General features: G+C 70.9%; 26 protein-coding genes and 1 other RNA gene. 17 read left to right on the forward strand and 10 right to left on the reverse strand.

The features are described from left to right. Positions 1 to 5: 5 nt before the first annotated feature. Together ffs and KALB_RS01205 are read left to right on the forward strand one after the other, a co-directional pair. Positions 6 to 100, forward strand: an RNA gene (ffs, locus tag KALB_RS44755) — signal recognition particle sRNA small type. A 149-nt stretch (positions 101 to 249) separates the two neighbouring features. Next, a complete protein-coding gene (locus KALB_RS01205; RefSeq protein WP_025353899.1) occupies positions 250 to 2,322 on the forward strand; it encodes a DNA polymerase III subunit gamma and tau in 2,073 nt (690 codons plus the stop codon). Positions 2,323 to 2,395: 73 nt separating this feature from the next. Here the strand turns inward: KALB_RS01205 and KALB_RS01210 are convergent, their stop codons facing one another. Then, positions 2,396 to 4,165 (reverse strand): S9 family peptidase, encoded by a 1,770-nt coding sequence (locus KALB_RS01210; protein ID WP_025353900.1) that lies wholly within the window; start codon positions 4,163 to 4,165, stop codon positions 2,396 to 2,398. Between the two features lie 81 nt (positions 4,166 to 4,246). On the opposite strand from KALB_RS01210, the gene KALB_RS01215 reads away from it, so the two are divergent. From KALB_RS01215 to KALB_RS01225, 3 genes are read left to right on the forward strand one after another with little or no spacing between them, the layout of a single operon-like run. After that, complete coding sequence (locus KALB_RS01215) at positions 4,247 to 4,573, forward strand: YbaB/EbfC family nucleoid-associated protein (RefSeq protein WP_035970789.1); 327 nt, start codon at positions 4,247 to 4,249, stop codon at positions 4,571 to 4,573. A gap of 8 nt (positions 4,574 to 4,581) precedes the next feature. Then, entirely contained in the window at positions 4,582 to 5,178 is a 597-nt protein-coding gene (gene recR, locus KALB_RS01220; protein WP_025353902.1) for a recombination mediator RecR, read from the forward strand. A gap of 11 nt (positions 5,179 to 5,189) precedes the next feature. Continuing rightward, positions 5,190 to 5,651 (forward strand): uridine kinase family protein, encoded by a 462-nt coding sequence (locus tag KALB_RS01225; protein WP_338033845.1) that lies wholly within the window; start codon positions 5,190 to 5,192, stop codon positions 5,649 to 5,651. 131 nt (positions 5,652 to 5,782) lie between these two features. Here the strand turns inward: KALB_RS01225 and KALB_RS01230 are convergent, their stop codons facing one another. Next, positions 5,783 to 8,812 carry an AfsR/SARP family transcriptional regulator gene (locus KALB_RS01230; RefSeq protein ID WP_052360421.1) on the reverse strand — a complete coding sequence of 1,010 codons (3,030 nt, stop codon included), beginning with the start codon at positions 8,810 to 8,812 and terminating at the stop codon, positions 5,783 to 5,785. A gap of 217 nt (positions 8,813 to 9,029) precedes the next feature. Between KALB_RS01230 and KALB_RS01235 the strand changes: the two genes are divergently transcribed. The 5 genes from KALB_RS01235 to KALB_RS01255 are packed head-to-tail and all read left to right on the forward strand — an operon-like array spanning position 9,030 to position 14,739. Then, the gene (locus KALB_RS01235; protein WP_025353905.1) at positions 9,030 to 10,712 is read left to right on the forward strand and encodes an ABC transporter substrate-binding protein; all 1,683 of its coding nucleotides are present in this window, start codon (positions 9,030 to 9,032) and stop codon (positions 10,710 to 10,712) included. A 34-nt stretch (positions 10,713 to 10,746) separates the two neighbouring features. Next, the gene (locus KALB_RS01240; RefSeq protein ID WP_025353906.1) at positions 10,747 to 11,754 is read left to right on the forward strand and encodes an ABC transporter permease; all 1,008 of its coding nucleotides are present in this window, start codon (positions 10,747 to 10,749) and stop codon (positions 11,752 to 11,754) included. 10 nt (positions 11,755 to 11,764) lie between these two features. Then, positions 11,765 to 12,691, forward strand: coding sequence for an ABC transporter permease (locus KALB_RS01245; protein ID WP_025353907.1), 927 nt, complete (start codon positions 11,765 to 11,767; stop codon positions 12,689 to 12,691). 6 nt (positions 12,692 to 12,697) lie between these two features. Continuing rightward, a complete protein-coding gene (locus tag KALB_RS01250; RefSeq protein ID WP_025353908.1) occupies positions 12,698 to 13,672 on the forward strand; it encodes an ABC transporter ATP-binding protein in 975 nt (324 codons plus the stop codon). Further along, positions 13,669 to 14,739, forward strand: a complete 1,071-nt coding sequence (locus tag KALB_RS01255; RefSeq protein ID WP_025353909.1) for an ABC transporter ATP-binding protein — start codon at positions 13,669 to 13,671, stop codon at positions 14,737 to 14,739. The genes KALB_RS01250 and KALB_RS01255 overlap by 4 nt, the downstream gene beginning before the upstream one ends. Here the strand turns inward: KALB_RS01255 and KALB_RS01260 are convergent. The 4 genes from KALB_RS01260 to KALB_RS01275 are packed head-to-tail and all read right to left on the reverse strand — an operon-like array spanning position 14,736 to position 17,747. Next, positions 14,736 to 15,524, reverse strand: a complete 789-nt coding sequence (locus KALB_RS01260) for an ESX secretion-associated protein EspG (RefSeq protein WP_025353910.1) — start codon at positions 15,522 to 15,524, stop codon at positions 14,736 to 14,738. The two genes, KALB_RS01255 and KALB_RS01260, sit on opposite strands and share 4 nt — an antisense overlap. Before the next feature lie 4 nt (positions 15,525 to 15,528). After that, positions 15,529 to 16,773, reverse strand: coding sequence for a PPE domain-containing protein (locus KALB_RS49735; RefSeq protein ID WP_025353911.1), 1,245 nt, complete (start codon positions 16,771 to 16,773; stop codon positions 15,529 to 15,531). A 53-nt stretch (positions 16,774 to 16,826) separates the two neighbouring features. After that, positions 16,827 to 17,432: a DUF3558 domain-containing protein gene (locus KALB_RS01270; RefSeq protein WP_025353912.1), complete on the reverse strand. Its 606-nt coding sequence runs from the start codon at positions 17,430 to 17,432 to the stop codon at positions 16,827 to 16,829. Positions 17,433 to 17,435: 3 nt separating this feature from the next. Continuing rightward, the gene (locus tag KALB_RS01275) at positions 17,436 to 17,747 is read right to left on the reverse strand and encodes a hypothetical protein (RefSeq protein ID WP_025353913.1); all 312 of its coding nucleotides are present in this window, start codon (positions 17,745 to 17,747) and stop codon (positions 17,436 to 17,438) included. 374 nt (positions 17,748 to 18,121) lie between these two features. Between KALB_RS01275 and KALB_RS01280 the strand changes: the two genes are divergently transcribed. The 4 genes from KALB_RS01280 to KALB_RS01295 are packed head-to-tail and all read left to right on the forward strand — an operon-like array spanning position 18,122 to position 21,160. Beyond that, positions 18,122 to 18,751: a YbaB/EbfC family nucleoid-associated protein gene (locus KALB_RS01280; protein WP_081789143.1), complete on the forward strand. Its 630-nt coding sequence runs from the start codon at positions 18,122 to 18,124 to the stop codon at positions 18,749 to 18,751. Positions 18,752 to 18,757: 6 nt separating this feature from the next. Continuing rightward, complete coding sequence (locus KALB_RS01285; RefSeq protein ID WP_025353915.1) at positions 18,758 to 19,510, forward strand: WXG100-like domain-containing protein; 753 nt, start codon at positions 18,758 to 18,760, stop codon at positions 19,508 to 19,510. Continuing rightward, the gene (locus KALB_RS01290) at positions 19,510 to 20,703 is read left to right on the forward strand and encodes a hypothetical protein (RefSeq protein ID WP_025353916.1); all 1,194 of its coding nucleotides are present in this window, start codon (positions 19,510 to 19,512) and stop codon (positions 20,701 to 20,703) included. Before KALB_RS01285 ends, KALB_RS01290 begins: the two co-directional genes overlap by 1 nt. A 7-nt stretch (positions 20,704 to 20,710) precedes the next feature. Then, a complete protein-coding gene (locus KALB_RS01295) occupies positions 20,711 to 21,160 on the forward strand; it encodes a hypothetical protein (RefSeq protein ID WP_025353917.1) in 450 nt (149 codons plus the stop codon). A gap of 57 nt (positions 21,161 to 21,217) precedes the next feature. Here the strand turns inward: KALB_RS01295 and KALB_RS01300 are convergent, their stop codons facing one another. Beyond that, entirely contained in the window at positions 21,218 to 21,421 is a 204-nt protein-coding gene (locus tag KALB_RS01300) for a hypothetical protein (RefSeq protein WP_025353918.1), read from the reverse strand. Then, positions 21,406 to 21,984, reverse strand: coding sequence for a bifunctional DNA primase/polymerase (locus KALB_RS01305; RefSeq protein WP_025353919.1), 579 nt, complete (start codon positions 21,982 to 21,984; stop codon positions 21,406 to 21,408). The genes KALB_RS01300 and KALB_RS01305 overlap by 16 nt, the downstream gene beginning before the upstream one ends. Before the next feature lie 132 nt (positions 21,985 to 22,116). Here KALB_RS01305 and KALB_RS01310 point away from each other — a divergent pair, with 132 nt between their 5' ends. Beyond that, the gene (locus KALB_RS01310; RefSeq protein ID WP_051912901.1) at positions 22,117 to 22,947 is read left to right on the forward strand and encodes a helix-turn-helix domain-containing protein; all 831 of its coding nucleotides are present in this window, start codon (positions 22,117 to 22,119) and stop codon (positions 22,945 to 22,947) included. On the opposite strand, the gene KALB_RS01315 is transcribed toward KALB_RS01310, so the two are convergent. Beyond that, entirely contained in the window at positions 22,944 to 23,189 is a 246-nt protein-coding gene (locus KALB_RS01315) for a helix-turn-helix domain-containing protein (RefSeq protein WP_030107970.1), read from the reverse strand. The two genes, KALB_RS01310 and KALB_RS01315, sit on opposite strands and share 4 nt — an antisense overlap. A gap of 32 nt (positions 23,190 to 23,221) precedes the next feature. On the opposite strand from KALB_RS01315, the gene map reads away from it, so the two are divergent. Together map and KALB_RS01325 are read left to right on the forward strand one after the other, a co-directional pair. Beyond that, positions 23,222 to 23,989 (forward strand): type I methionyl aminopeptidase, encoded by a 768-nt coding sequence (map, locus tag KALB_RS01320; RefSeq protein ID WP_025353920.1) that lies wholly within the window; start codon positions 23,222 to 23,224, stop codon positions 23,987 to 23,989. Next, positions 23,989 to 24,639: a class II aldolase/adducin family protein gene (locus KALB_RS01325; protein WP_025353921.1), complete on the forward strand. Its 651-nt coding sequence runs from the start codon at positions 23,989 to 23,991 to the stop codon at positions 24,637 to 24,639. The genes map and KALB_RS01325 overlap by 1 nt, the downstream gene beginning before the upstream one ends. On the opposite strand, the gene KALB_RS01330 is transcribed toward KALB_RS01325, so the two are convergent. Further along, on the reverse strand, positions 24,619 to 25,224 hold the full coding sequence (locus KALB_RS01330; protein WP_025353922.1) for a DedA family protein: 606 nt from the start codon (positions 25,222 to 25,224) through the stop codon (positions 24,619 to 24,621). The two genes, KALB_RS01325 and KALB_RS01330, sit on opposite strands and share 21 nt — an antisense overlap. Between the last annotated feature and the right edge of the window lie 127 nt (positions 25,225 to 25,351).

The raw sequence follows: 25,351 nt of genomic DNA on the forward strand, positions 1-25,351 counted from the left end.
CTGATCGTGGACCTCGTGCGGCGTCCATCTCGCGAACCTCCCCAGGGCCGGAAGGCAGCAAGGATAAGCGGGCTCTGACGGGTGCACGGGGTCCCCTTCCGTTCTGGAGTGATCCCCGGTCGCCTGGCGGCTCCCGGGGATCACTCCAGGTTTGTTTCTGGGGGCCGAGCCCCCAGACCCCCACGGTCGCCTTGCGGCGGGTGGGCGGTCTCTCCTTCGATGTCAGGGGTGGGCGGTAGGGTCACGGGCGTGGCGCTCGCCCTCTACCGCAAGTACCGGCCGTCGACCTTCGGTGAGGTCGTCGGGCAGGAGCACGTCACCGACCCGCTGCGGGTGGCGCTCTCAGCCGGCCGGGTCAACCACGCCTACCTGTTCTCCGGTCCGCGTGGCTGCGGCAAGACCTCCAGCGCGCGCATCCTGGCCCGCTCGCTGAACTGCGTGCAGGGCCCGACCCCCGACCCCTGCGGGGAGTGCAACTCCTGCCGGGGGCTCGCGCCGGAGGGCTCGGGCACGGTGGACGTGGTCGAGCTCGACGCGGCCAGCCACGGCGGTGTGGACGACGCCCGCGAGCTGCGCGACCGTGCCTTCTACGCCCCGGCGGAATCGCGCTACCGGGTGTTCATCATCGACGAGGCGCACATGGTCACCACGCAGGGCTTCAACGCCCTGCTGAAGATCGTGGAGGAGCCGCCGGAGCACCTGATCTTCGTCTTCGCCACGACCGAGCCCGACAAGGTGCTGCCGACCATCCGTTCGCGCACGCACCACTACCCGTTCCGGCTCATCCCGCCGGGCACCCTGCGCGGGCTGCTGGAGAAGATCTGCGGGGACGAGGACGTCAAGGTCGAGCCCGCCGTGTACCCGCTGGTGATCAAGGCGGGTGGCGGCTCCGCCCGGGACACGCTCTCGGTGCTGGACCAGCTGCTGGCCGGTGCGGGGCCGGAGGGCGTCACCTACGAGCGGGCCATCTCCCTGCTGGGCGTCACCGACGTGGCGCTGATCGACGACATGGTCGGCGGGCTGGCCGCCGCCGACGGCTCGGCGGTGTTCGCCACGGTGGACAGGGTGGTGGAGGCCGGGCACGACCCGCGCCGCTTCGCCGCCGACCTGCTGGAACGCCTGCGCGACCTGGTGCTGCTCTCCGCGGTGCCCGACGCGGCCGACCGCGGGCTGGTCAACGCGCCCCAGGACGAGCTGGCCGCCATGCAGGCGCAGGTGCAGCAGCTGGGCGCGGCCACGCTGTCCCGGTACGCCGAGATCCTGCACACGGGCCTGGCCGAGATGCGGGGTGCGACCGCGCCGAGGCTGCTGCTGGAACTGCTCTGCGCGCGCATGCTGCTGCCCGCGGCGCAGAGCTCCGATGCCGCGCTGCTGCAACGGCTCGAACAGCTGGAGAAGCGCCCGGCTGGCGCGGCCCCGGCGATGGGCGGCGCACCTGTCGAGTCGGTGGCCGCCGCACCGGCTGGTCGCCAGTTCCAGCGGCCCTCCCAGCGCGCCGCCGACCCGGCACCGGTCGAGCAGGCCCCCGCACCGGTGGCCCAGGCGCCCGCCGCGCCGCCGACCCCGGCACCGGCCGCCCGCCCGGAGCCGGTCGTGCGACGGCCCGAGCCCGCGCAGGCACCGCAGCCCGTGGCGGAGGCGCCGCGACCGGCGTCCCAGCCCGAGCCCGCACCCGTGGCCCAGGCGGACCCCGTTGCGGCACCTGGTGGTCTGGACGCGGTGGGCCTGCGCAGGCAGTGGGCGCAGCTGCTCGCGGCAGTGCAGAGCAAGAGCCTGCAGGCCATGCTGATGAACGCCACCGTGCAGTCGGTGGACGGCAACTCGGTGGTGCTGGCGCACACCGCGGCCCCGCTGGCGCGTCGCCTCGCCGACCAGCGCAACCTGGACGGCATCGCCGCGGCGCTGTCCACGGTGCTCGGGGGCCAGTGGCAGGTCCAGTGCGTGCACGGTGAACCCGCGGGCGGCCCGGGCGCCATGGCGGCCCCAGTCAAGCAGCGGCCACCGGCGCCGACCCGGCCCAGCCAGGCCAGCCGCCCGCCGACCCCGCCGCCAGCTGCGGCGCCGACCCGGCCCGTGGCGCCCGCAGCGCCCGTGGTGGACGAGGTGCCGCCCCCGCCGGAGCCCCCGGAGGACATCGAGGACATCCCGCTGCCCCCGGAGCCGGACCCGGAGCCGGACAGCGAGGACGAGATGATGGCCGAGGCGGCCATGGTCGCCGAGCCCGGTGCGGCGCTGGACCGCCCCGACCCGCACGAGACCCTGCTCAAGCTGCTCGCGGACGAGCTGGGCGCCAAGCCGATCGAGAGGAAGGTCGGCCCCTAGCCGGACCCGCCGCGCTCGCTGCGCCCTTGATCCGGTCCCGAGACCGGCGCGAAGACGCGGGCCCGCCGCGCCCCTAGCCGCGCAGCACCCGGTCCAGGAACTCGATCGCGGCCGGGTAGGCGTCCAACTTGTTGTCCTCGTTGGCCAACTGGTGGCCCTCGTCGGCGTACACCCGCAGTTCGCACTCGATCCCGTTGCGGCGCACGGCTTGCGCGAGCTGCTCGGCCTCGGCCACCGGCACGCGCGGGTCGTTCGCCCCGTGCACCACGAACAGCGGGGCACGGATCGCGTCCACGCTGTTCAGCGGCGAGGCGCGCTCCAGGAACTCCAGGTCGCGCTCCAGCGATCCGTACTCGCGTTCGCGCGCGGCACGCCGGTAGCCGGAGGTGTTGCGCAGGAAGGTCACCAGCGAGGAGATGCCCACGATGTCCACGCCCGCGGCCCAGCGGTCGGGCTGGAACGCGAGCCCGGCGAGCACCAGGTAGCCGCCGTAGGACCGGCCCCACAGCGCGATCTTGTCGGCGGGCGTGCCCTGTTCGGTGAGCCAGTCGTGCAGGGTGGTCAGGTCCTCGATGGACTCCAGCCGCTTGTCCACGTCGTCGGCGGAGTAGTACCGCTTGCCGTAACCGACAGATCCTCGGATGTTGGGCACCAGCACGGTGTGCCCGGCGGCGACGAGCCCCTGCACGAGCGGGTCGAACCGCTGCACGGACTGGCCCTCGGGACCGCCGTGCAGGAACAGCACCGCGGACTCGCCGTCCCCGTAGCGGAAGCACGGGATCCGGTCGGCCACGCGGTGCAGGGTCGGCTCCGCGGGCACCTGCTGGTCGAACTGGGCCCGCGAGTCGGTGAGGGCCTTGACCGCCCCGGACTCCACGTCCACCAGCAGCACGTCACCGGGTGTCGCGGGGGAGCTGAACGACAGGGCGAGGAAGCGCGAGTTGGGCGACCACACCGGTTCGGGCAGCGGGTAGGCGACCCAGCCCGCGGCGGGCAGCGGGATCTCGCGCAGCTGCTCGCCGGTGGTGCTGTCGTGCAGGGTCAGCCAGGCGGCGCCGTCGGCGTTGGTGAGCACCAGCAGCGTACGGCCGTCGGGGGACAGCCAGCCGGTGAGGTCGTGCTGCTCGGAGGCGACCAGCCAGCTCCACTGCTCGGTGGCCAGGTCATAGCGGGCGATGCCGGTGAGGTCCCGGCCGCGGTTGGTGGTGACCACCAGCCCGCTGGAGTCGGCCAGCCAGTGCGGGTGGGAGTGCACGGCGTGCTCCTGCGCGCCGGTCAGCGCCAGCACGTGCTCGGCCTCGGTCTCCGGCATGGTGTCCACCAACACGAGCCGGCTGGACATCGGCAGGTCGGTCGGCACGACCACCGCCACGTAGCGGCTGTCCGGGGAGGCGGTGGCGGCCGAGGTCATGCCGCCCTGGTCGTAGACGGTCTCCTCCTCCCCGCTGAACACGTTGCGGATGACCACGTCGAAGTCCACGCCGTTGCGCCGGTTGGTCAGGTACACCACACGGCCGGGCAGCGCGGCCACCAGCCGGTGCACGTGGCGCGGGTCGTGCGCCAGCGGCTCGTAGCCCTCGGACCCCAGGCGCAGCAAGGACAACTGGCCCCGCTCGTTGCCGCCCTCGGCGTGCTCCACGACCACCGCGCGCTCGCCGCTGAGGTAGCTGCCGGAGCAGCCCCCGCGCAGCGCGGTCAGCGGGGTCGAGGCCCCGTCCGGCGCGAGTTCGACGAGCTGCACCGAGCCGGTCTCGTCGGACCCGGCCAGCACCCGCCCCTCGTCGTCGACGTCGAACGCCTTCCAGGTGTGCAGTGCGAGCCCTCGCCTGACGTCCAGCCCCATGCGTCCACACTGGCACACTCGCTACCCTTGCAGGTGAGCCACCCGACGAGAGGACTCTCCGTGCAACCCGGCCAGCCCAACATGCAGCAGATCCTCCAGCAGGCACAGCAGATGCAGCAGCAGCTGATGACCGCCCAGCAGGAGCTGGCCGACGCCGAGGTGACCGGCACGGCGGGCGGCGGCCTGGTGACCGCGACCGTGTCCGGAGCGGGCGAGCTGAAGTCCCTGGACATCGACCCGAAGGTCGTGGACCCGGAGGACACCGAGACCCTGGCCGACCTGGTGGTGGCCGCGGTGCGCGACGCCAACAACAACGCCCAGCAGCTGGCCGCGCAGAAGATGGGCCCGCTGGCCGGTGGCCTCGGCGGCGGCCTGGACCTGGGCGGGCTGAGCCTGCCCGGCTTCTAGGTGCCCGCGTGTACGAGGGACCCGTACAGGACCTGATCGACGAGCTGGGCAGGCTGCCCGGCGTGGGTCCCAAGAGCGCCCAGCGCATCGCCTTCCACCTGCTCGCCGCCGAGCCCGCGGACATCTCGCGGTTGCAGGAGGTGTTGCAGAAGGTCAAGGAGGGCGTGGTGTTCTGCCAGGTCTGCGGCAACGTCTCCGAGGAGCAGACCTGCCGGATCTGCCGGGACGCCCGCCGCGACCCGACCGTGGTCTGCGTGGTCGAGGAGCCCAAGGACGTGGTCGCGGTGGAGAAGACCCGCGAGTTCAAGGGGCGCTACCACGTGCTGGGCGGCGCGCTGGACCCGCTGTCCGGCATCGGTCCCGACCAGCTGCGCATCCGCGAACTGCTGGGCCGGATCGGCAGCGACGACATCAAGGAGATCATCCTCGCCACCGACCCGAACACCGAGGGCGAGGCCACGGCCACCTACCTGGTGCGCATGCTGCGCGACTTCCCCGGGCTCACGGTGACCCGGCTCGCCTCCGGCCTGCCGATGGGCGGGGACCTGGAGTTCGCCGACGAGCTCACCCTCGGGCGGGCGCTGTCCGGCCGCAGGACCGTGTGAGGATCATCGCCGTGGACGGGCCGTCCGGCGCGGGCAAGTCCAGCTACGCCGCGACGCTCGGCCTGCCGGTGGTGCCGACCGACCACTTCGCCACCTGGGAGGACCCGGTGGCCTGGTGGCCGCGCCTGGTGCACGGCGTGATCGAACCGCTGCTGCGCGGGGAACCGGGCCGCTACCGGCGCATGGACTGGAGCGGCGGCGTCCCCGTGCTCGGCGCGGAAGTGCTCGTCGAACCGACGGACACCCTCGTGGTGGAGGGCGTGTCCTCGGGGCGCAGGGCCGCGAGCCGTTGGCTGTCCCAGTTGGTGTGGGTGGACGCGCCGGACAGCCTGGAGCGGGCCGTGCGCCGCGACGGCGAGGCCTCCCGCGCGAACCTGGTGCGCTGGAAGGAGTTCGAGCGCGGCTGGTTCGCCGTGGACCGGACCCGCGAGCGGGCCGACCTAGTGTGGTGTCCACAGACCCTCGTCGGGTGATTTCGCGATCCAGGTGGATGGATCGGCGTGCCGGCCCCGCGTCTTCATACTGGTTGTATGGGGGCGCGGGGGCGGTGCGGCGAGGCGCCGCCTGGGCGCGGAAGGACCGGCGAGGGTTGCTGGACACCGCACTAGTTCTCGCGGGCTAGCTCCAGGGCACGTTGGGCCCGTGCGCGGGCGCTCGGGTTGGCCTCGTCCCCGTACACGGCCAGCGCCTGCTCGGCCAGCTCCACCGCGCGCGGGCGGTCGCCCAGCTCGCGGTGCGTGTCGGCCAGCCCGATCAGCGCCTGGGCCTCCCCGTGCCGGTTGCCGATCTCCCTGGCGATGCGCAGGGACTCCAGGTGGTGGCGCATCGCCGTCTGGTGCTCCCCGCGCCGGTTCTCCACCCGCCCCAAGGTGTCCAGCGCGTTGGCCTCGGTCCGCCGCGACCCGGCCTCGCGGGCCAGTTCGATCGCGTGCAACGCGTGCTCGCGGGACTCGTCCAGCTCCCCGCGGTCCAGGTACACCATGGACAGCGTGTCCATCAGGCTGCACCGGCCGTCCGGGGAACCCAGTTCGGTGCGCAGGGCCAGCGCCCGGTTCAGGCTGTCCAGGGCCGCGTCGACCATGCCCAGCTCCCGGTAGCCCATGCCCAGGTTGTTCAGGCAGGCCGCCTCGTTGTAGCGCAGCCCCAGCCTGCGGAACGTGGCCAGCGCGCGCTCCAGCAGCTCGATGGACTCCGCCGTCTCACCCAGTTCCTGGCGCAGCGTGCCCAGCTTGAACAGGGTCGTGGCGTGCCCGCTTGGCGAGTCGGCCTCGCTGGTCAGCGCCAGGGCCTCGGTGAAGCACTCGGCGGCCCGCACCAGGTCCCCGAGCTCCCCGTACACCCCGCCCAGGCTGTTCAGCGCGGTGGCGGTGCCCAGTTCGGAGCCGACCTCGCGGTAGCGCTCCAGCGCCACGGTCAGGTGCTCCACGGCCTCGTCGTACCGGCTGAGGTCCCAGTTCATCGTGCCCAGCGCGTGCCGCATGGCGGCCTCGGCCAGCCGGTCGTCGGCCTGCCTGGCCGCGCGCAGCCCGATGCGCGCCGTGGACAGCCCGTCGGCGTTGTGGCGGTGGAACCGGAAGTAGCTGTGCAGCGCGTCGGCCAGCCGCCAGGACGTGGCCAGCGGGCTGGTGTCGGCGGCCCGCTCCACCGCGGCGGTCAGGTTGGCACGCTCCGCGCTGAGCCAGGCCAGCGCCGCCGCCCGGTCGGTGAAGGCGGGCACGTGCACCTGCACCCCCGCGCCGGGGACCGGCAGCCGCAGGTCGTCGGGGGACAGCGCGTGCGCCGCCGCGGCCGAGGTGTGCAGGTAGTAGGCGAACAGTTCGGTGAGCGCCGCTGAGCGGGCCTGCGGGGTCTCCTCCACCTCGGCGCGCTGCGCCGCGTACAGCCGCAGCAGGTCGTGGAACTGGTACCGGCCGGGCACGTGGTGCTGCACCAGGTTCGCCGCGGTGAGCCGGTCCAGCAGCCGCTGCGCCTCGCCCACCCGCAGCCCGGCCAGCGCGGCGGCGGCCTCCGCTGTGAAGTCGTGGCCGGGCACGATGCCCAGCAGGCGGAACAGCTGCCGGGCCGCGGGCTTGAGCGCGTGGTAGGACAGGTCGAACGCGGCGTGCACGGCCGCCTCCTCGTCCCCGTCCACGGCCAGTGCGCCGAGCCGGTTGCCCGAGCGCAGCTCCGCCACGTAGTCGGCCACGCCCTGCCTGCCCGCCACGTTGGCGGCGGCGATGCGCAGCGCCAGCGGCAGGTACGCGCACAGCCGCACCAGGTCGGCCACGGCCTCCGGCTCGGCGGCGATCGCCTCGGCGCCGAGCATCTCGGTGAGCAGCCGCAGCGCGTCCTGCTCGGCCAGCGCGTCGATGCCCACCGGGCGCGCGCCCTGCAACGCGGTCAGCCCGAGCAGGGTGTCCCGGCTGGTCACCAGCACCGCGCAGCCGGGGCTGCCGGGCAGCAGCGGGCGCACCTGTTCCGCCGCGGCGGCGTTGTCCAGCACCACCAGCACCCGGCGGCCCGCCATGCACGAGCGGTACAGGGTGATCTGCTCCTCGACGTCCAGCGGGATCTGCGAGGGTGGCACGCCCAGCGCCCGCAGGAACCGGGTCAGCGCGTCCACCGTGCTCATCGGCGGGCAGGGCGCGTAGCCGCGCAGGTTCACGTACAGCTGCCCGCCGGGGAAGCGGTCGCTGACCTGGTGCGCGACGTGGATGGCCAGCGCGGTCTTGCCGATGCCGGGCGGCCCGGACAGGGTCACCAGCGGCACGGCCGTGTGCGAGTCGTCGGCCAGCAGCCGGTCGGCGACCCGCCGCGCCACCTCGCCGCGGCCCACGAAGTCCACCAGGTCGCGCGGCAACTGGGAGGGCACGGCCCGCACCTGCGGGCGGGGCGCCCGCTCCGGCGCGGCCAGGCCCGGGTCGTCGCGCAGCACGGCCTGGTGCAGTGCGCGCAAACGTTCGCCAGGGCCCACCCCCAGCTCCTCGGCGAGCAGCCGGGAGACCGTGCGGTACGCCTCCAGCGCCTCGGCCTGCCGGCCGCTGCGGTGCAGGGCCACCATCAGCTGGGCCCAGAACCGCTCCTGGAACGGGTACTCGGTGGTCACCGAGCGCAGGGTCGGGATGAGGTCGGAGTGCCTGCCCAGTCCCAGGTCCACCTCGATGCGCTGTTCCATCACCCGCAGCCGCTGCTCCACCAGGCGCTGGATCTCCTCGCGGTGCAGCACGGGGGAGGGCACGTCGGCCAGCGGCTGCCCACGCCACAGCCCCAGCGCCTGCACGTACAGCTCGGAGGCGCCGGACAGCTCTCCGGTGGCCAGCAGCGACTGCGCGTCGGCCGCCAGCTCGCCGAAGCGCAGCAGGTCCAGTTGAGCGGACTCGACGCACACCTGGTAGCCGTCGGAGGCCGTGCGGATCACCGAGGGGTCGCCGAGCACCTGGCGCAGCCGCATCACGTAGGTCTGCAGGGTGGCCCGCGCCCGGTTCGGGGTGTCGCCGTCCCAGACCCGGTCCACCAGCTCCTCCACCGACACGACCCGGTTCGCGCGCAGCAGCAGGCACGCGAGCAGGGTGCGGTGCTTGGCCGCCCCGACTGGGACCACCCGACCGTCCACAACGACCTCGAGCGGCCCCAGGATGCGGAACTGCACGGCCACGGAGCACCCCTTCCTGTCCGGCCCCTCCCCGTAGATTCTGCACGCGACCAGCGGGTCTTTGGGACGTTTGGCGTTCGGACGCGTCAACTGGGCACGGTGCGCTGCCCGCGCTGTGTAGCCGGATCGTGATGCTCGTTGCCACTGGCGGAACAACCGGAACGGTCTAGTGTCGGCGAACACACCCTGTGAATTCGGACATGGCCATGAGGGGCGAGTGATGAGACAGACACGGACGGTGCACCGGCGATGGCTCGTGGCAGTCGGCATGGTGACCGTGAGTGCGGTGGCGTTGACCGGCTGCGCCCAGTCGCAGCGCGGAGATCAGGGTGGCGGGGGAAAGACCGGGGGCACGCTGAACTTCGGCCTGGAGGGGCAGCCCAAGCTGTTCGACCCCTTCTACGCCAACGAAGGGGCCACCTTCACCGTCACGCACCAGATCTTCAACAACCTCGTCACGTTCAAGCCCGGCACCACCGAGCTGACCGGTGACCTGGCCAGCAGCTACGAGACCGCGGCCGACGGCCTGAGCTACACCTTCCACCTGCGCGCGGGCGTGAAGTTCACCGACGGCACCACCTTCGACGCCGACGCGGTGTGCAAGAACTTCACCCGTTGGTACAACCAGACCGGCGCCGGCCAGAGCGAGGCCGTGTCCCAGTACTGGGTGGACAACGTCGGCGGCTTCGCCGACGGCAAGGACCCCTCGCTGTACAAGGGCTGCCAGGCCAAGGACACCTCCACCGCCGTGGTCTCGGTGACCAAGACCTCCTCGCAGTTCCTGGACCTGCTCGCGGAGGCGCCCTTCGCCATCCAGAGCCCCACCGCGATGGACAAGGGCAAGGCCAACGAGGTCAAGCAGCAGGGCGACTCGTTCACCTTCCCGGATTACTCGAACGCCCCCGTGGGCACGGGTCCGTTCAAGCTGGCCAAGAACGACGTGGCGAACAAGACCATCGAGCTGGTCCGCAACGAGGACTACTGGGGCGAGAAGGCCAAGCTGGACAAGATCATCTTCAAGGTGATCGGGGACGAGACCGTCCGCAAGCAGGAGCTGCAGTCCGGCGGCATCGACGGCTACAACCTGCCCAGCCCCGCCGACTGGTCGGCACTGGAGACCGCGGGCTACCAGGTGCTCAAGCGTCCCGTGTTCAACGTGCTCTACCTGGGCGTCGGGCAGAAGAACAACGCCTCGCTGCGGGACCTGAAGGTCCGCCAGGCCCTCGCCTACGCGATCAACCGCGACCAGCTGGTGAAGACCCAGCTGCCCGCGGGCGCCAAGGTGGCCACCCAGTTCCAGCCGGAGAACGTGGACGGCTACGCCAAGGACGTGCAGGCGTACAACTACGACCTGGCCAGGGCCAAGCAGCTGCTGAACGAGGCGGGCGCGAGCAAGCTCTCGGTCAACTTCTACTGGCCCAGCGAGGTCACCCGGCCGTACATGCCCAACCCGCAGAACATCTACACGGCTATCGCCAACGACCTGAAGGCCGCGGGCATCACGGTCAACGCCATCACCAAGCCGTGGAACGGCGGTTACCTGACCGACGTGGACCAGGGCAAGGCCGACCTGTTCCTGCTCGGCTGGACCGGTGACATTCCGGCACCGGCCAACTGGACCGGCACGTTCTTCGCCTCCACCACCAACCGGTTCGGCATCGGCAACTCGCCGTGGGGCCAGCAGCTGGTGGACTCGCTCAAGGCCGCCGACGCCGAGCCGGACACGGCCAAGCGCACCGCCGACTACCAGGACATCAACAAGAAGCTGATGTCGGACTACCTGCCCGGTGTGCCGCTGTCGCACTCCCCGCCCGCCATCGTGTTCAAGAAGGGCATCACTGGTTTCGTGCCCAGCCCGATGACCTCCAGCGAGGAGTCCTACGCGTCGGTCAGCCTCGGCTGACCCGGCCGTCTAGTCCCGAACGGATACCCACCACGTGCTCCGATACACCGTGCGCCGGCTCGGCCAGCTCGTGCTGGTCGTGCTCGTGCTCTCGCTGCTGATCTTCGCGTGGTTGCACTCGTTGCCAGGAGGGCCGGTCTCGGCCCTCCTGGGCGAGCGCGCGACCCCGGAGTCCACCAGGGCCCTGACCATCCAGCTCGGTCTGGACCAACCGATCTTCGTGCAGTACTGGAAGTTCCTGCTGCGCGCGCTGTCCGGCGACTTCGGCGTGTCGCTGGGCGTTCAACCCGGCGCCAGCGTGGTCGACGTGTTCCTGACCCGCTTCCCCGCCACCATCGAGCTCAGCGTCTGCGCGATCATCCTGGCGATCGTGTTCGGCATCCCGCTGGGCTACCTGGCCGCCCGCAGGCGCGGCGGCTGGTTCGACAACCTGAGCATCGGCGCCTCGCTGATCGGCGTGGCCGTGCCGGTGTTCTTCCTTGCCTTCCTGCTCAAGTACATCTTCGCGGTGAAGCTGGGCATCCTGCCCAGCCTGGGCCGCCAGGACGCCATCGACGCCACCAGGGTCACCGGCTTCTTCGTGCTCGACGGCCTGCTGACCCAGGAGTGGGACGCCTCACTCAACGCGCTCAAGCACCTGATCCTGCCCTCGATCGCGCTGGCCACCATCCCGTTCGCGGTGATCTTCCGGATCACCCGGGCCGCCGTGCTCGACGTGCAGGACGAGGACTACGTGCGCACCGCGGAGTCCAAGGGCCTGACCACGCGGGTGATCCGCGCCAGGCACGTGCTGCGCAACGCGATGCTGCCGGTGGTGACCACCATCGGCCTGCAGACCGGTGCGCTGCTGGCCGGTGCCGTGCTGACCGAGGGCGTGTTCAACTTCCCCGGGGTCGGCGACGCGCTGGCCACCGGCTTCCGCCAGCACGACTACCCGATGCTGGAGATGCTCGTCCTGGTGGCCGCCATCGTGTACGTGCTGGTCAACCTCCTCGTCGACCTCTCGTACGCGCTGATCGACCCGCGCGTGCGGGCCAAGTGAGGGGCTGACAATGACCATCACCTCCCGCAAGGCGCGCATCGACAAGCTCGCCGAGAACGGCGACGCGGGCGTCAGCCTGGTCGCCAGCGCGTGGCGGCGGCTGCGGCGCAGCCCGGTCTTCCTGGTCGGCGCCGCGATCATCGTGGCGTTCGTGCTGATCGCACTGCTGTCCCCGCTGCTCGCCCCGCACGACCCCAGCGCGACCCTGCTGCTGGACCAGGTCTCCAAGGCACAGAACAAGATTCCCGACCCGCAGCCCGGTTACCCGCTCGGCGGGGACGACCAGGGCCGCGACTTCCTCTCCCGGCTGCTCATCGGCTCCCAGCAGACGCTGATGGTCGGTGTGCTGGCCACCCTGTTCGGCCTGGCGGGCGGTCTCGTGCTCGGCACGCTGGCCGGTGCGCTCTCCGGCTGGGTGGACACCGTGGTGATGCGGATCGTGGACGTCATGCTGTCCATCCCCAGCATCCTGCTGGCCGTGTCCATCGCGGCGCTGTTCGTGCACCCCAACCAGTACACGGTGATCGTGGCGGTGGCGATCGTGCAGATCCCGGTGTTCGCCCGGCTGCTGCGCGGTTCCATGCTCGCCCAGCGCGCCAGCGACCACGTGCTGGCCGCACGGGCACTGGGCGTCAAGCCGGGGGCCATCGTGTTCCGGCACATGCTGCCCAACTCGCTGTCCCCGGTGATCGTGCAGGCCACCATCGTGCTGGCCACCTCGATCATCGACGCGGCCGCGCTGTCCTTCCTGGGCCTGGGTAACCCGGACGACTCGGTGCCCGAGTGGGGCTCCATGCTCGGCCGCTCCCAGGGCCTGCTCGACAGTCATCCCGAGCTGTCCTTCTGGCCAGCCTGCTGCATCATCGTCGTCGCGCTCGGCTTCACCCTGTGCGGTGAGTCGCTGCGGGACGCACTCGACCCGAAGAACAGGCGGTGAGTCCCAGTGGCACTGCTGGAAGTCCGTGACCTCACCGTGCAGTTCCGCCGCAGGGGCGAGGAGCCCTTCACCGCGGTGGACGGGGTGAGCTTCGACGTGGACCCCGGTCAGACGATCGGGCTGGTCGGCGAGTCCGGCTGCGGCAAGTCGGTCACCTCGCTGGCCATCATGGGCCTGTTGCCCCGCAAGGGGAACCAGGTCACCGGCTCGGTCCGGTTCGAGGACACCGAGCTGCTGAGCCTGTCCCAGTCCCAGATGCGCGACCGCCGCGGCCGTGACCTGGGCATGGTGTTCCAGGACCCGCTGTCCTCGCTGAACCCGGTGGTGTCCATCGGCTTGCAGGTCACCGAGGTGCTGGAGCGCCACCGGGGCATGGCCCGCAAGGCCGCCATGGTGGAGGCCACCGAACTGCTGGACAAGGTCGGCATCCCGGACCCAGGGCGGCGGCTGTCGGAGTACCCGCACCAGCTCTCCGGCGGCATGCGCCAGCGCGCGCTGATCGCCATGGCGCTGGCCTGCCGTCCCCGGCTGCTGATCGCCGACGAGCCGACCACCGCGCTGGACGTGACCATCCAGGCGCAGATCCTGGCTCTGCTCAAGGAACTGGTCACCGACACGGGCACCGCGCTGATCATGATCACGCACGACCTCGGTGTGGTCGCCGGGCTGTGCGACGAGGTGAACGTGCTCTACGGCGGCCGGGTGGTCGAGCGGGCGGCCCGGCACGAGCTGTTCGCCGAGCCGCGCCACCCGTACACCCACGGCCTGCTCGCCTCCATCCCGCGCCTGGACGCACCGCGCGGGGAGAAACTGGTGCCCATCAAGGGATCCGTGGCCGACAACATCCCGTGGGACGGGGCCTGCGCCTTCGCCCCGCGCTGCCCGAACGCGCTGGACACCTGCACCCAGGTCACTCCCGAGCAGGAGTCCCTGGCCAACCGGCTGCTGCGCTGCCACAACCCGGTGGAGGTGACCGCATGAGCGAGCCGCTGGTGTCCGTCGAGGACGTGAAGGTGCACTTCCCGATCAAGCGTGGGGTGGTGCTGGACCGCACGATCGGCTACGTGTACGCGGTGGACGGGGTCAGCCTGACCATCCAGCGCGGCGAGACCTACGGGCTGGTCGGCGAGTCCGGCTGCGGGAAGTCCACGCTGGGCAGGGGAATGCTGCGGCTGGTCGAGCCCACCGGCGGCCGGGTCGTGTTCGACGGAACCGACCTGTCCGCGCTGCGGGGCGAGAACCTGCGCCGCATGCGGCGCAGGATGCAGATGGTGTTCCAGGACCCGCTGTCCTCTTTGGACCCGCGCCAGTCCGTGGAGTCCATCCTCGTCGAGGGCATGCGCGCACACGAGCTCGACAAGGGCCGTGAGGAGACCGGCAAGCAGTTGCGGGAACTGCTCTCCGCGGTGGGACTGCCCTCCACCGCGCTGCGCAAGTACCCGCACGAGTTCTCCGGCGGACAGCGCCAGCGCATCGGCATCGCCAGGGCGCTGGCCGTCAAGCCCGACCTGATCATCGCCGACGAGCCGGTGTCCGCGCTGGACGTCTCGGTGCAGGCACAGGTGGTCAACCTGCTGGAGGACCTCCAGGAGCAGTTCGGCCTGACCTACCTGGTGATCGCGCACGACCTGGCCGTGGTGCGGCACATCTCCGACCGGGTCGGCGTGATGTACCTGGGCGGGCTGGTCGAGGAGGCCGGGTCCGACGAGCTCTACGCCGAACCGCTGCACCCGTACACCAAGGCACTGTTGTCCGCGGTGCCCGTGCCCGACCCGCTGGTGGAGGACCGCCGCGAGCGCATTCTGCTCACCGGCGACCTGCCCTCACCGGCCGCCCCGCCAACGGGCTGCCGGTTCCACACCCGCTGCCCGTGGCGCCAGGCGGAGCGCTGCGACACCGAACGCCCGGTGCTGCGGGAGATCCTTGGCGGGCATCGAGTCGCCTGCCACTTCGCGGAGGAGATCCGCGACGGCAAGATCCGCCCGCACGAGGTGGAGCCGGTGCTGGTCCACCCCGACGAGGTGCTGATCGCGCCCGACGCGGGCTAGTGCAGTTCCCGGAGGAGCTCGCCGACACCACCGGCGAGCACCTCCGGGGACGCGGGCTGGATCACCATCCACAGCTCACCGGAGGCGTTGGGCTTCTTGCGCACCAGCCAGCGCCCCGACTCCAAATCCATGTACGTCAACGGTTCCGCGGAGCGCCGCCGACGACCCGTGGCATCGCGCAGGGCCGCGTAGAAGCGACCGCCGCCCAGCCTGGGCTCGGTGAGCAACCGTTGCAGCGCCCGGCCCGTGGTGTCCGAGTCGCCGCTGCTGGACTGCAGCCAGCCCTGCTCCTCGTTGCCCGCACTCGCCTGCTGGCCACCACCGGCCACCCGGTCCGCGTCCGCCACCGGCATCGACAGGGACTGGCCCCGGCCGGGCGGTGCCGGCGGCAGCAGGCCCACCGCCGCCTCCACCAGCTTGTCCGGCCCGATCGGGCGCAGGTGCAGCGCCTGCTCGTCGAGCACCGCCAGCACCCCGCCGTTCGCCTCACCCGCCGCGACAAAACCGATCGCGTTGCGGTTGTGGTAGCCGACCCTGCCGTGCACCTCCACCGGCGGCATCGCCAGCAGTTGCATGCTGTCCAACAGGTCCTGGTGCACGGTGGTGCCGTTGGCCAGCCCCGTGCGGTTGAGCTCCTCGAAGGCGCGGCGCTCCCACGCGGGGAACTCCTCCGCCGACACCGGGTCCGGGGAGAAGGACAGCATCCGGTGCTGCTCCGCCACCCCGTAGCGGTTGCGCACCGCCTCCCAGGCGTTCCTGGACAGTGAGACCGGCCCACGCAGCACCGCTTCAGCCCCCGATCACCGGCGGAACCGTCGGCGGCAGATCACCGACGATGTCGTTCGCGTTGTCCTCGTTCACCAGGTAGGCAGCCGACTTGTGCTCCCCGTCGTCCTGCTTCTTGCCACCCCGGCCCTGCGCGCCCGCGCCCATGCCCGGAGCACCCGCCGCACCGGCCGCGCCCCGTGCGCCCGCGCCCATGCCGCCGCGCGCCGCCTCGGCCTCCGCCGCGGCACCCGCACCGGCCATGCCGCCCGCGCCCTTCGTGCCCCCGGCGCCACTGCCGCCCGCGCCACCGCCCGCGCCGTAGCCGCCCGCGCCGCCGAACCGCCCGCCGCCGGCACCGCCCGCTCCGCCCGCGCCGCCGCCAGCGCCGTAGCCGCCTGCGCCGCCGAAGCCGCCCGCCGGGCCGAAACCACCCATGCCCGCCGCCGACGGATCGCCGTAGCCGCCGCCCGGGTAGCCGCCCGTTCCCCCCGGGTAGCCCGATCCACCTGTGCCGCCCGGGTAGCCGCCCGCGCCCTGCGTGCCCGTGCTGTTGTCCCACGGCGGCACCGTCTGCAAGCCGTTACCCGCCTCCCCGACCGGCATTCCACCCGGCACCCCACCCGGCAGACCGCCCGGGATGGTGCTGCCCTGGCCCTGCGAGCCCGCGCTGTGCGAGCCGCCGCCCGTGCCGTAGCCCCCGCCACCGAGGGTGCCGCCGTTGGGATTCCCGCCACCCTTGTAGTGCGGGTCGACCGGGCCGCCGCCCCCGTCCACCGTGATGGGGCCCGCCGAGTACTGGTCGGTGTTCGCGAACTGCGGTGGGCTGCCCGCGTTCGCGCCGGTCGAGTTGCCGTAGTCCAGCAGCGCCTTGTTGTTGGCCGCCTTGATCTGGTTGTTCTTCTCCACGTCGTCGTCGTGGTCGGTGTTCCAGAACGCCACCGGCTCGTACCAGGGCTCGGGGCGGACCTCCACCTCCTTGACGATCTTCGACTGCGCGCTGGTGAAGTGCGCCGCCTGCGTGTTGAGCATCTGCGCCGACTGCGTGCACATGTCGTGCCCGTCGCCCATCGACTTCACCAGCGGCTCGAACGCGCTCTGCATCTGGCCCGCCGCGCTGCCGCTGTACGAGGACCTGATCCCCGCCAGCGCCGTCGTGAACGCCTGCTGGTGCTGGCTGTACTCGCCCGCCAACTTGCCGAAGATGCCGGCCTGCTCGGTGACCTTGCCCGCGCCGGGAACCCCGTCCCCGTGGAACTGGTCGTACACGCTTCCCGCGGGTATTCCGCACATTGGCGAGTAGTGAACACCGGCCATCTTCGTCAGCCCCCGTTCTTGAGGTTCCCGATCAGCGCCGTCATCAGCGCGTCCGTCGCCTTGCACATGTCCGTGTAGTTCGGGTCCGTCGCGGTCGTCGTCTGGCCGCGTACCTCGAGAACCACCTGATCGTTGGCTGCGATGTCCGTCTGGCAGTCACCAGTCTGCGGGCCGTCCGCGCCCTGGGACAGGTGGGTCGTGAAATAGCCCTGAATTGGATCGGCCTTCTTGAAGTACGGGAATGACTTGCCCGCGTTCTCCATTCCCGCCTGCCCCCCGAGCTTCGGGAAGATGTTCAGGAAGATCGCGGGCTTCTTGACGTCGGCAGCGAACCACGTGCACGTGACCCGGCTGTTCGCGCCACTGCCCTTCTGTTTCGACCCGACCGCGCCCTGGTAGGGAGCCAGTTGGGCATCGGTCAGCCCTTCGCAGGGCGAGTCCAGGATCTTGCTGGTGTTCAGGGGGTTGGTCACCGAGGTGCTGCCACTGGTCGCGGTGGTGGACCCTGTGGTCGGCTTGCCGTCGGGGGTTCCCGGCTGCTGGGTGGAACACCCGGTCAACGCGACGGCAGTGAGGCCGATGCAGACGATCGTGAGTCGCGAGATTCGCACGTGTCAGCCCTTTATGGTGTTGTCGTGCTCGGTTTGCTTGTACTTGTCGACTGCTGCCTTGAGACTGTCGATGAGGTTCGAGAGTTCTTTCTGCTTCGCAGTGTTCCACTCTCGGTGTGCCTGGACTAGCTGGGTCCCCATCGCGCCGAAGGCTTTGCTGTAGTCATCGTGTCCGGGGCCGACGCCCATCAGGTCGGCAGCGGTGTTGTTCATGGTGCTCTGCAGCGCGTGCAACTGATCTTCGAGCGCCTTGCGGAACTTGTCGGCGTCGTCGAAGTCGATGCTGTAGCCGCCGCCCACGTCAATCGATGCCATGGCTCACCCCTACCTGCGACTGCTGGCCCTGGGGGAGTGTATCCAGGTGGGGGCTCGCCCGTGGGGGAAGTGGCGCGGTCTCACGCCGCTACCCACCGATCGGACCACTGAATCGATCAGCACCCTTGCGCGCATGGGTGAAGTCGATGTCACGCAGAGTAAAGCTTGCGATGTGAATGGATTGGCGAAATCCACCGGCTGAAATCGCTACTGTGGGCCCGCTCAGAGGCGGCGCGCCTTGGGGCGGAAGATCCAGCACCGAGGTGCTCACCCCGACTGGTACGGCCGGGGACCGGGCTCCAAGATGACACGTTGAAGCAACGGGAACCATCAGGACCTGGGCGGCGTCGTACTGCCCGACGTGAGGGGATGGCATGACTGAGCCGGATTTGAGCCCAGAGCAGCGGCAGGCGCAGGTCGCGGAGTTGCGGCGCCAGGCCACGGGGGCGATCGAGGGATTGCGCGCGCAGATGGCGGCCGTGAAGCAGGCGCAGGAGCAGGCGCTGGCCGCGACGGGGGAGGCGACCTCCCGTGACGGCAGCGTGCGCGTGGTGGTGGACGCGACGGGTGTGGTGACCTCGTTGACGTTCTCGCCCTCGGCCTTCGAACGGTCCACACCGGACAAGCTCTCGCAGACCGTGGTGGCCACCATCCAGACCGCGGCGACCCAGGCGCGCGCCAAGGCGGCCGAGTCCCTGGCCCCGGTGCGCGCGGGCAGCGAGGAGGTGCTGGCGGCCGCGGGCAGGGGCACCGGCATCGACGCGGACAAGCTGACGATCCCGGCCGTGCCGCGCACCGCTGCCGACCCCGGCGACCAGGCCGACCCGTGGCGTCAGGCGCAGTCCGCGCCGCCGCAGCAGCAGGCACCGCAGCAGCAGAGCTACCCCTCCGCCCCGCCAGCCTCCCGCGGCCCGGCGAGTCCGCCGCCCGCGCGTCCGGTGCGCCAGGACCACCCGGACGACGAGGACGGCGACGGCTCCGTGCTCAACGAAAGGCCCTGGTGACAACTGATGGGTGTGGTTCTCCCTGGTGAGGTGACCTGGGTCCTCGACCTGATCGGCGTCACCTGGCCCAACATCGACGAGGACGAGCTCAAGTCGGCGGCCGAGGAACTGCGTTCGCTGGCCGAGGAGCTCAAGGGGCACAACGGGGACGCGAAGTCCGACATCGAGGAGATGTTGGGCGTCAACTCCGCAGAGTCGCTCGAGCTGTTCGAGGCCCTGTGGAAGAAGATCGCTGACGGTCACCTGGAGCAGCTCGGCCAGGGACTCGACCTGCTCGGCACCGGACTGGACATCGCCGCGGTCGTGATCGAGGCGATGAAGCTGGCCGCCATCGTGCAGCTGGTCGTGCTCGCCGCCGAGATCATCGCCGACCAGGCCGCCGCCGCGTTCACTTTCGGTGCGTCCGAGGCGCTGGCGGCGGCGCAGACCGCCCTCACCAGGACCATCGTCAAGGAGCTCGAGCAGACCGCGATCCAGACCGTCGAGCAGCAGCTGCTACAGGCGGTCGAGGGGCCGATCTTCGCGGCGCTGGAGAGCGCGGCTGGTGAACTCGCCGGTCAGCTGCTCGGCAACGCGCTGGGCACGCGCAGCGGTGTGGACCTCGGCGCGGTCGCCGACGCCGGGACCGAAGGCTTCAAGCAGGGCGTCGAGGACTCGGAGAACCAGCTGGAGGGCATGGCCAACAGCGTGGTCAACGACCCGGTCGGTTCGCTCAAGGGTGCCGCCACGGGGCAGGGCATCCCGACCGGCGACGAATGATGAGCAAGATCCACACCAACCCCGGGCACATGCGCAAGTCCGGGAACAAGCTGACCGACTTCGGCGGCAAACTGGCCGCAGGCGGGGAGAAGCTGAACTCGGCTGGGCAGAACCTGGTCGCCCACGCCAGCCGGGACTCCTCGGGCTTCGGCGCCGTGATCACCAAGGCGTTCGGCAAGGGACTACAGATCACCGGCAAGGTGTTCGGCGAGGGCGGTCGTGTCGTCGAGACCGCGGGCAAGCACCTGGGCACCACCGCGGACCTGCACGAGGAGGCCGACCACAACGGCGCCTCCCTGCTCAACAAGCACCAGCCGCACGACAAGACGGTCAAGCTCGGTGCCAAGGGCGGCACCCACACCGCCTCCGCCAAGTCCGGCGGTGGCGGCAAGGGCCGCACCGTGGACAAGCTCCCAGGCGGCGGTGGCGACCACCACGAGTCCGGTTCGACGGCGCCCAGCGGCGCCAAGAACCACAAGGTGGACAAGCTGCCCGGTGGGGGTGGCGAGCGAACCCGCATGAGCGGAGATCTCCGCGAGGGCAGGTCGGCCGCCGAGGAACTGCCGGACATCCTCAAGCGGCACGGTGTTTCGCAGGCCGAGTTCGACTCGATGCGGCACCGGATGAACCAGCCCGGAGGCACTGCGAACGTCTCGCACGAAGAGGCGATGAAGTTCCGCAGGATCCGCGAGGACATCCCGCTCGAGCGCAACACTCCGGTCCAGAAGGTGTTGAACCCCCAGGCCGCCCACGACTACCTGTCGAACACGCGCAACGAGCACTTCGACGCCAACCGGGCTCGCGGTTGCTTCGCCCGCATGTCCGACGCGCGGCAGATGAGCACGCCCGCGGAGTTCCACGACGGTCTGCGGCTCGACTTCAAGGGCACCCCCTTCTCGAAGGACATGGAGTCGGTGCACGTCCTGCGCAGCGAGGTGGGTGACCCGAAGGACTACCCGATCCCGTTCGGTGGGCCGAACCAGAAGGGCGCCGACAACATCGGCGGCAAGAACGTGTGGGGCGAACCCTTCACCGGCAACGGGTACACCGGCTCGAACGACCACCTCGTCCCGGAATGGGACCGCCAGGACTCCCCACTCCGCAACGGTGACACGATCCACGAGATCGACAAGCACGGCAACGAACGCCTGGTCGCTCGCTACTCCAAGCGGCACGGATGGGTGAGGGTGTGAACGACTGATGGCTGAGCTCGATGAGGACTACTTCGCGGTCATGGGCGGTCAGCGGTACGAGGCCGCGCTGACCTCGGAACCTGATTGCGTGGACCTGTACTGGGACGGCCCCAATCCGCCTGTTGAGGGTTTCGAGGTGGACGTGCCCGGTTCGTACATCAGGCACACGCCGCTCAGCGAGGTGGAGGGCGTGTACCGCCGGGCGTGGTATTGCGACTACAAGGGCGAGCCGTTCAAGGTGACGTCCGATCTCGGCGACAAGCTGGCGCTCTACTACCTCGGCGGCAATGAGTTCCGGGCACGCGAGATCGGCCTGGAAATTCAGGAGAAGTTCGTCGCAGTGGGTGTGGCTCCGCGCAACGAGGTGCAGAACCTGCACGAGGTGGTCACGCAGATCTGGCCCGAGACCGAGGGCGAGGTGAGCTCCGAGCCCAGCAGCAACGGGTCGGTTGACTGATATGACCCGGGTACGGGGCGTTGCCGCTCTTGTTGGCCACGAAAGGTGTTGTGTGGCCTAACGTTCGCTGAGGTGGTGCCGACCTGTGGCGGCGGAGCGCTGACCGGCCTCGAAGGCGAGGCGCACGCGCAGGTCGGACACGTTCAGCGCGCCCTCACCGGCATCGGCGTGCTGTGGCCGCGAGCCGAAGAAGCGGTGTCTGAGAACGACTCCCGCGGAGAGCACGAGGATGAGGCCGAGCGCGATCAGGAGGGCGAGCACTGTAGTGCTCCCCATGACTGGGCGGCCTCCCACAGCGCAGCCTGCACGGCGAGCGGGTCTCCTGGCCGCCAATCCGTCCACTTCGGACTGATCCACCAGGTGAGCGCGCCGCCGGGAACTCTGGTGGGCGGCAACGGGGTGAAGGATCCGGTGCTGATCAGCTCGACGCCCGGCAACTCGGGGTGCAGTGGCACGCCCGGGGTCACCAGGAAGCGCATTCGTTCGGGGGACAGGGAAACCGGCGCGATGCTGCGCAGCAACGGTCCGGTCCTGGTCGCCGCCACGCCCAGCACCAGTGGTGCCGAGATGACGTCGAACTGCTCGCCGGTCGGGGCGAGTACCGCGTAGGGGGCGACGTTCCACCAGGCGTTGACCCGCCGGAAGTTGTTGGTGGGCTTGGAGAACAGCGGTTCCAGTTCGGTCGCGGGCAGTGCGGCGTGCCCCCTGGTGTACCTGGCGCCGTCCCAGGTCGCGCCGGGGACCAGCCGCCAGCCGGCCAGGTGGGCGTAGTCGCAGGCCGCGTCGTGTGCTCGGCGCTTCTGCGCCGACTCGTGTTCGGGCATGAGGCCACGCTAGCTAGATGGATAACCGGTAGGCTACCCGCTAGGTGTCCCACGATCGGGTGGGAGTGCGCTGGCATCCCGCTCCGCCCGGCAGGATGGAGCGCTGCCACCACTGCCAACGGAGGTACTCGCATGGGGCAGGCCGCCGTGACGGCTTACCGCGAACTGCTCGGTGTTGTCCTGCGCAGCTGCCGGGAACGGGCTGGGCTCTCGCCGACCCAGACCACCAAGACGCTCGGCTGGTACAGCGGGGTCAAGATCGCCAAGATCGAGGCGGGCGCGGTCAAGCTGCCCGAGTCGGAACTGGCTGACCTGCTGCGGATCTACCGGGTCGAGGAGCGGGACGCGGCCCGGCTGCGGGTCTTCGGCGAGCTGGCGCGGCAGCGGCCGGACGCCCGCGCGCACTCGCCGGTGAGCACGTTCCGCGCCTTCGTCACCGAGTCGGCGGAGATCCGCTGCTACACGGAGTCGGTGGTGCCCAACCTGGCGCAGACCGAGGACTACGCGTACAGCCTGCTCGCGACCTCGCTGAGCACCCCGCCGTCGGAAGTGGGCCGCACCGCGCGGGAAAGGGTTGCGGCGCAAGAGGTGTTGAGCTCACCCGGCGCGCCACGGCTGCACCTGGTCACCGCCGAGCCCGCGCTGCTGCGGCCGGTGGGCGGCCCGCTGGTGCACCGCGCTCAGCTGACCCACCTGCGCGGTCTCGCCGACCTGCCGAACGTCACCTTCCAGGTCATCCCGCTCGACCGCGGTGAGCACTCCGGCCTGGGGGTCCCGTTCACCCTGATCCGGCTGGCCGTGCCCGAGTTCAGCACCGTTCACGTCGAGAACCTCACCGGCGCCACCTACGCGGACTCGCCTGCCGAGGTCGACGCCCACGGGTTGGCCTTCCGCAGGCTGACCGAGGCCGCGCTGGACGCCGAGCGGTCCCTGGCCCTGCTCGACCGGCTCATCGCCGCCTAGGCCACGAGCAGTGCTCCGCGCAACGCGTCCAGGGAGATGCCGACCACGTCGGCCACGGCGGCCACGGTGAAGAACGCCGGGGTGGGCACCCGGCCGGTCTCGATCTTGCGCAGGGTCTCCACCGAGATGCCCGCCTTCGCGGCCACCTCCACCATGGTGCGGTCGGCCCTGGCCTCGCGCAGCAGCCTGCCCAGGAGCTCGCCGCGGGCTCGCTCGGACTCGGTCAACGGCACTCGGACCACGAGCCCATAGTAATACCGGTATAGTTATTGGTGTGATCGAACTGAAGACGCCTGAGGACCTCGGCGCCATGCGCGCCGCGGGCAAGATCGTCGCGACCGCCCTGGCGGCGGTCCAGGAGCACGCCGGGGTGGGTGTGTCGCTGACCGAGCTGGACGCGGTCGCCGCACGGGTGCTCGAGGAGTCCGGCGCGGGCTCCTCGTTCCTGAACTACCTGCCCGCCTTCGCGCCGACGCCCTACCCCGCGGTCATCTGCGCCAGCGTGAACGACGCGATCGTGCACGGCATCCCCACCGACTACCGGCTGCGCGACGGTGACCTGGTCAGCATCGACTTCGGCGCGCACCTGGACGGCTGGCACGGGGACGCGGCGGTCAGCTTCGTGGTCGGCACCCCGCGCGAGGAGGACCTGCGCCTGATCGAGACCACCCGCGGCGCGCTGGACGCGGCGATCGAGGTGTGCCGCCCCGGCGCGACGCTGGGCGACATCGGCAACGCGATCGGCCCCGTCGCGCGCTCCGCCGGTTACGGGATCCTCGCCGAGCACGGCGGGCACGGGGTCGGCCGCAGGATGCACGAACAGCCGCACGTGCCCAACGAGGGAAGCGCTGGCAAGGGCATGCGGCTGCACCCCGGGCTGGTGATCGCCATCGAGCCGATGTTCACCGCGGGCGGGCGCGACGAGTACCGCACGGACCGGGACGGCTGGACCCTGCGCACCGCGGACGGCAGCCGGGCCACGCACGTGGAGCACACCATCGCGATCACCGAGGACGGTCCGCTCGTGCTGACGGCCCTGTGATGCTGCTCGAACGGGCACGTGCCGAGCTGGTCCGCACCTGTCGGCGGGCCGTGGACGAGCGGCTGGTCGTGGGCACGGCGGGCAACTTCAGTGTGCGGGTCGGCGATCTGGTCGCGGTGACGCCCAGCGGGCTGGACTACCACGCGCTGACCCCTGACCTGGTGGGGGTGCACGACCTGGACGGCACACCGGTTGAGGCCCCGCTGCGGCCGACCAGCGAGCTGCCGATGCACCTGGCGGTCTACCGCGCCACGGCGGCGTCGGCGATCGTGCACACGCATTCGCCCGCGGCGGCGGCGCTGTCCTGCGTGGTGCGGGAACTGCCCGCCGTGCACTACTACATCGCGCTGCTCGGCGGGCGGGTACTCGTGGCGCCCTACGCGCCCTTCGGCACTGACGAACTGGCCGCCAACCTGGTCACGGCCCTGGGGGATCGAGCGGCTTGCCTGCTCGCCAACCACGGCGCGGTGACGGTCGGGGCCGATCTCGAGCAGGCGTACCAGCGAGCGGGTCACCTGGAGTGGATCAGCGAGGTGGCCCTGCGCGTGCTGGGCACCGGGCAGCCGGCAGCGCTGCTCACGCTGGAGCAGATCAGCATCGCGGCGGACAGTTTCGCCACGTACGGGCAGTCAGCTCCCGACCAGCTGTAGGGCGGGCTGTGGGTCGGGCTCGGGTGCGTGCTGCTGAGCGCGCCGCAGCGCCATCCCGGTCGGCACGCTGATCAGCGCACCCACACCCAGCGACACGAGCAGGGCGAGCACCAGGTTGTCGTCGGTCAGCGTGCCACCGATGTAGCCCAGCGCCGTGGCGTACAGGCACCAGAGCGTGCAGCCGATGGCGGAGGCGGTCAGGAACCGGCGCAGCGGGAAGCGCAGCGAGCCGCAGAGCACGGCGCCGATGGTGCCGCCCGCGGGCAACCACCTGGCCGCGATCAGGATGGGTTCGCCGGTGCTGGCCAGCCTGGCCGTGGTCCAGTCCAGCACCGCGGCGCCCGCGGAGCGGCGGCGGAACCGGTTCATCGCGGGCAGGCCGAGCTTGCGGCCCACGCTGTAGTTGATCAGGTCGGAGAGCACGCAGGCCACCGACGCCACCAGGACGACAGCGGGCAGTGGCAACTTGCCCGATGCGGCGAGCACGCCGCAGGAGATGAGCACCGGCTCGGTCGGGGCGAACGGGACGAGCGCGACCAGGAACACCAGTCCCAACGCCGCTGCCACCGTGTCCGGAACGCTCATGCCTCCAGTGAACATCCGGATTCGGCCGAAGGGGCGACATCTCAGGGACCCCTCAGCAACTCGACAGGACGGGGACAGCTGGTGGCCGCTTTCGGGCACACTGGGCACAAGGGATAGTCAATGGAAG

This window comes from Kutzneria viridogrisea DSM 43870 (assembly GCF_000525635.1).
In the GTDB taxonomy this organism is placed as follows: Bacteria; Actinomycetota; Actinomycetes; order Mycobacteriales; family Pseudonocardiaceae; genus Kutzneria; species Kutzneria viridogrisea.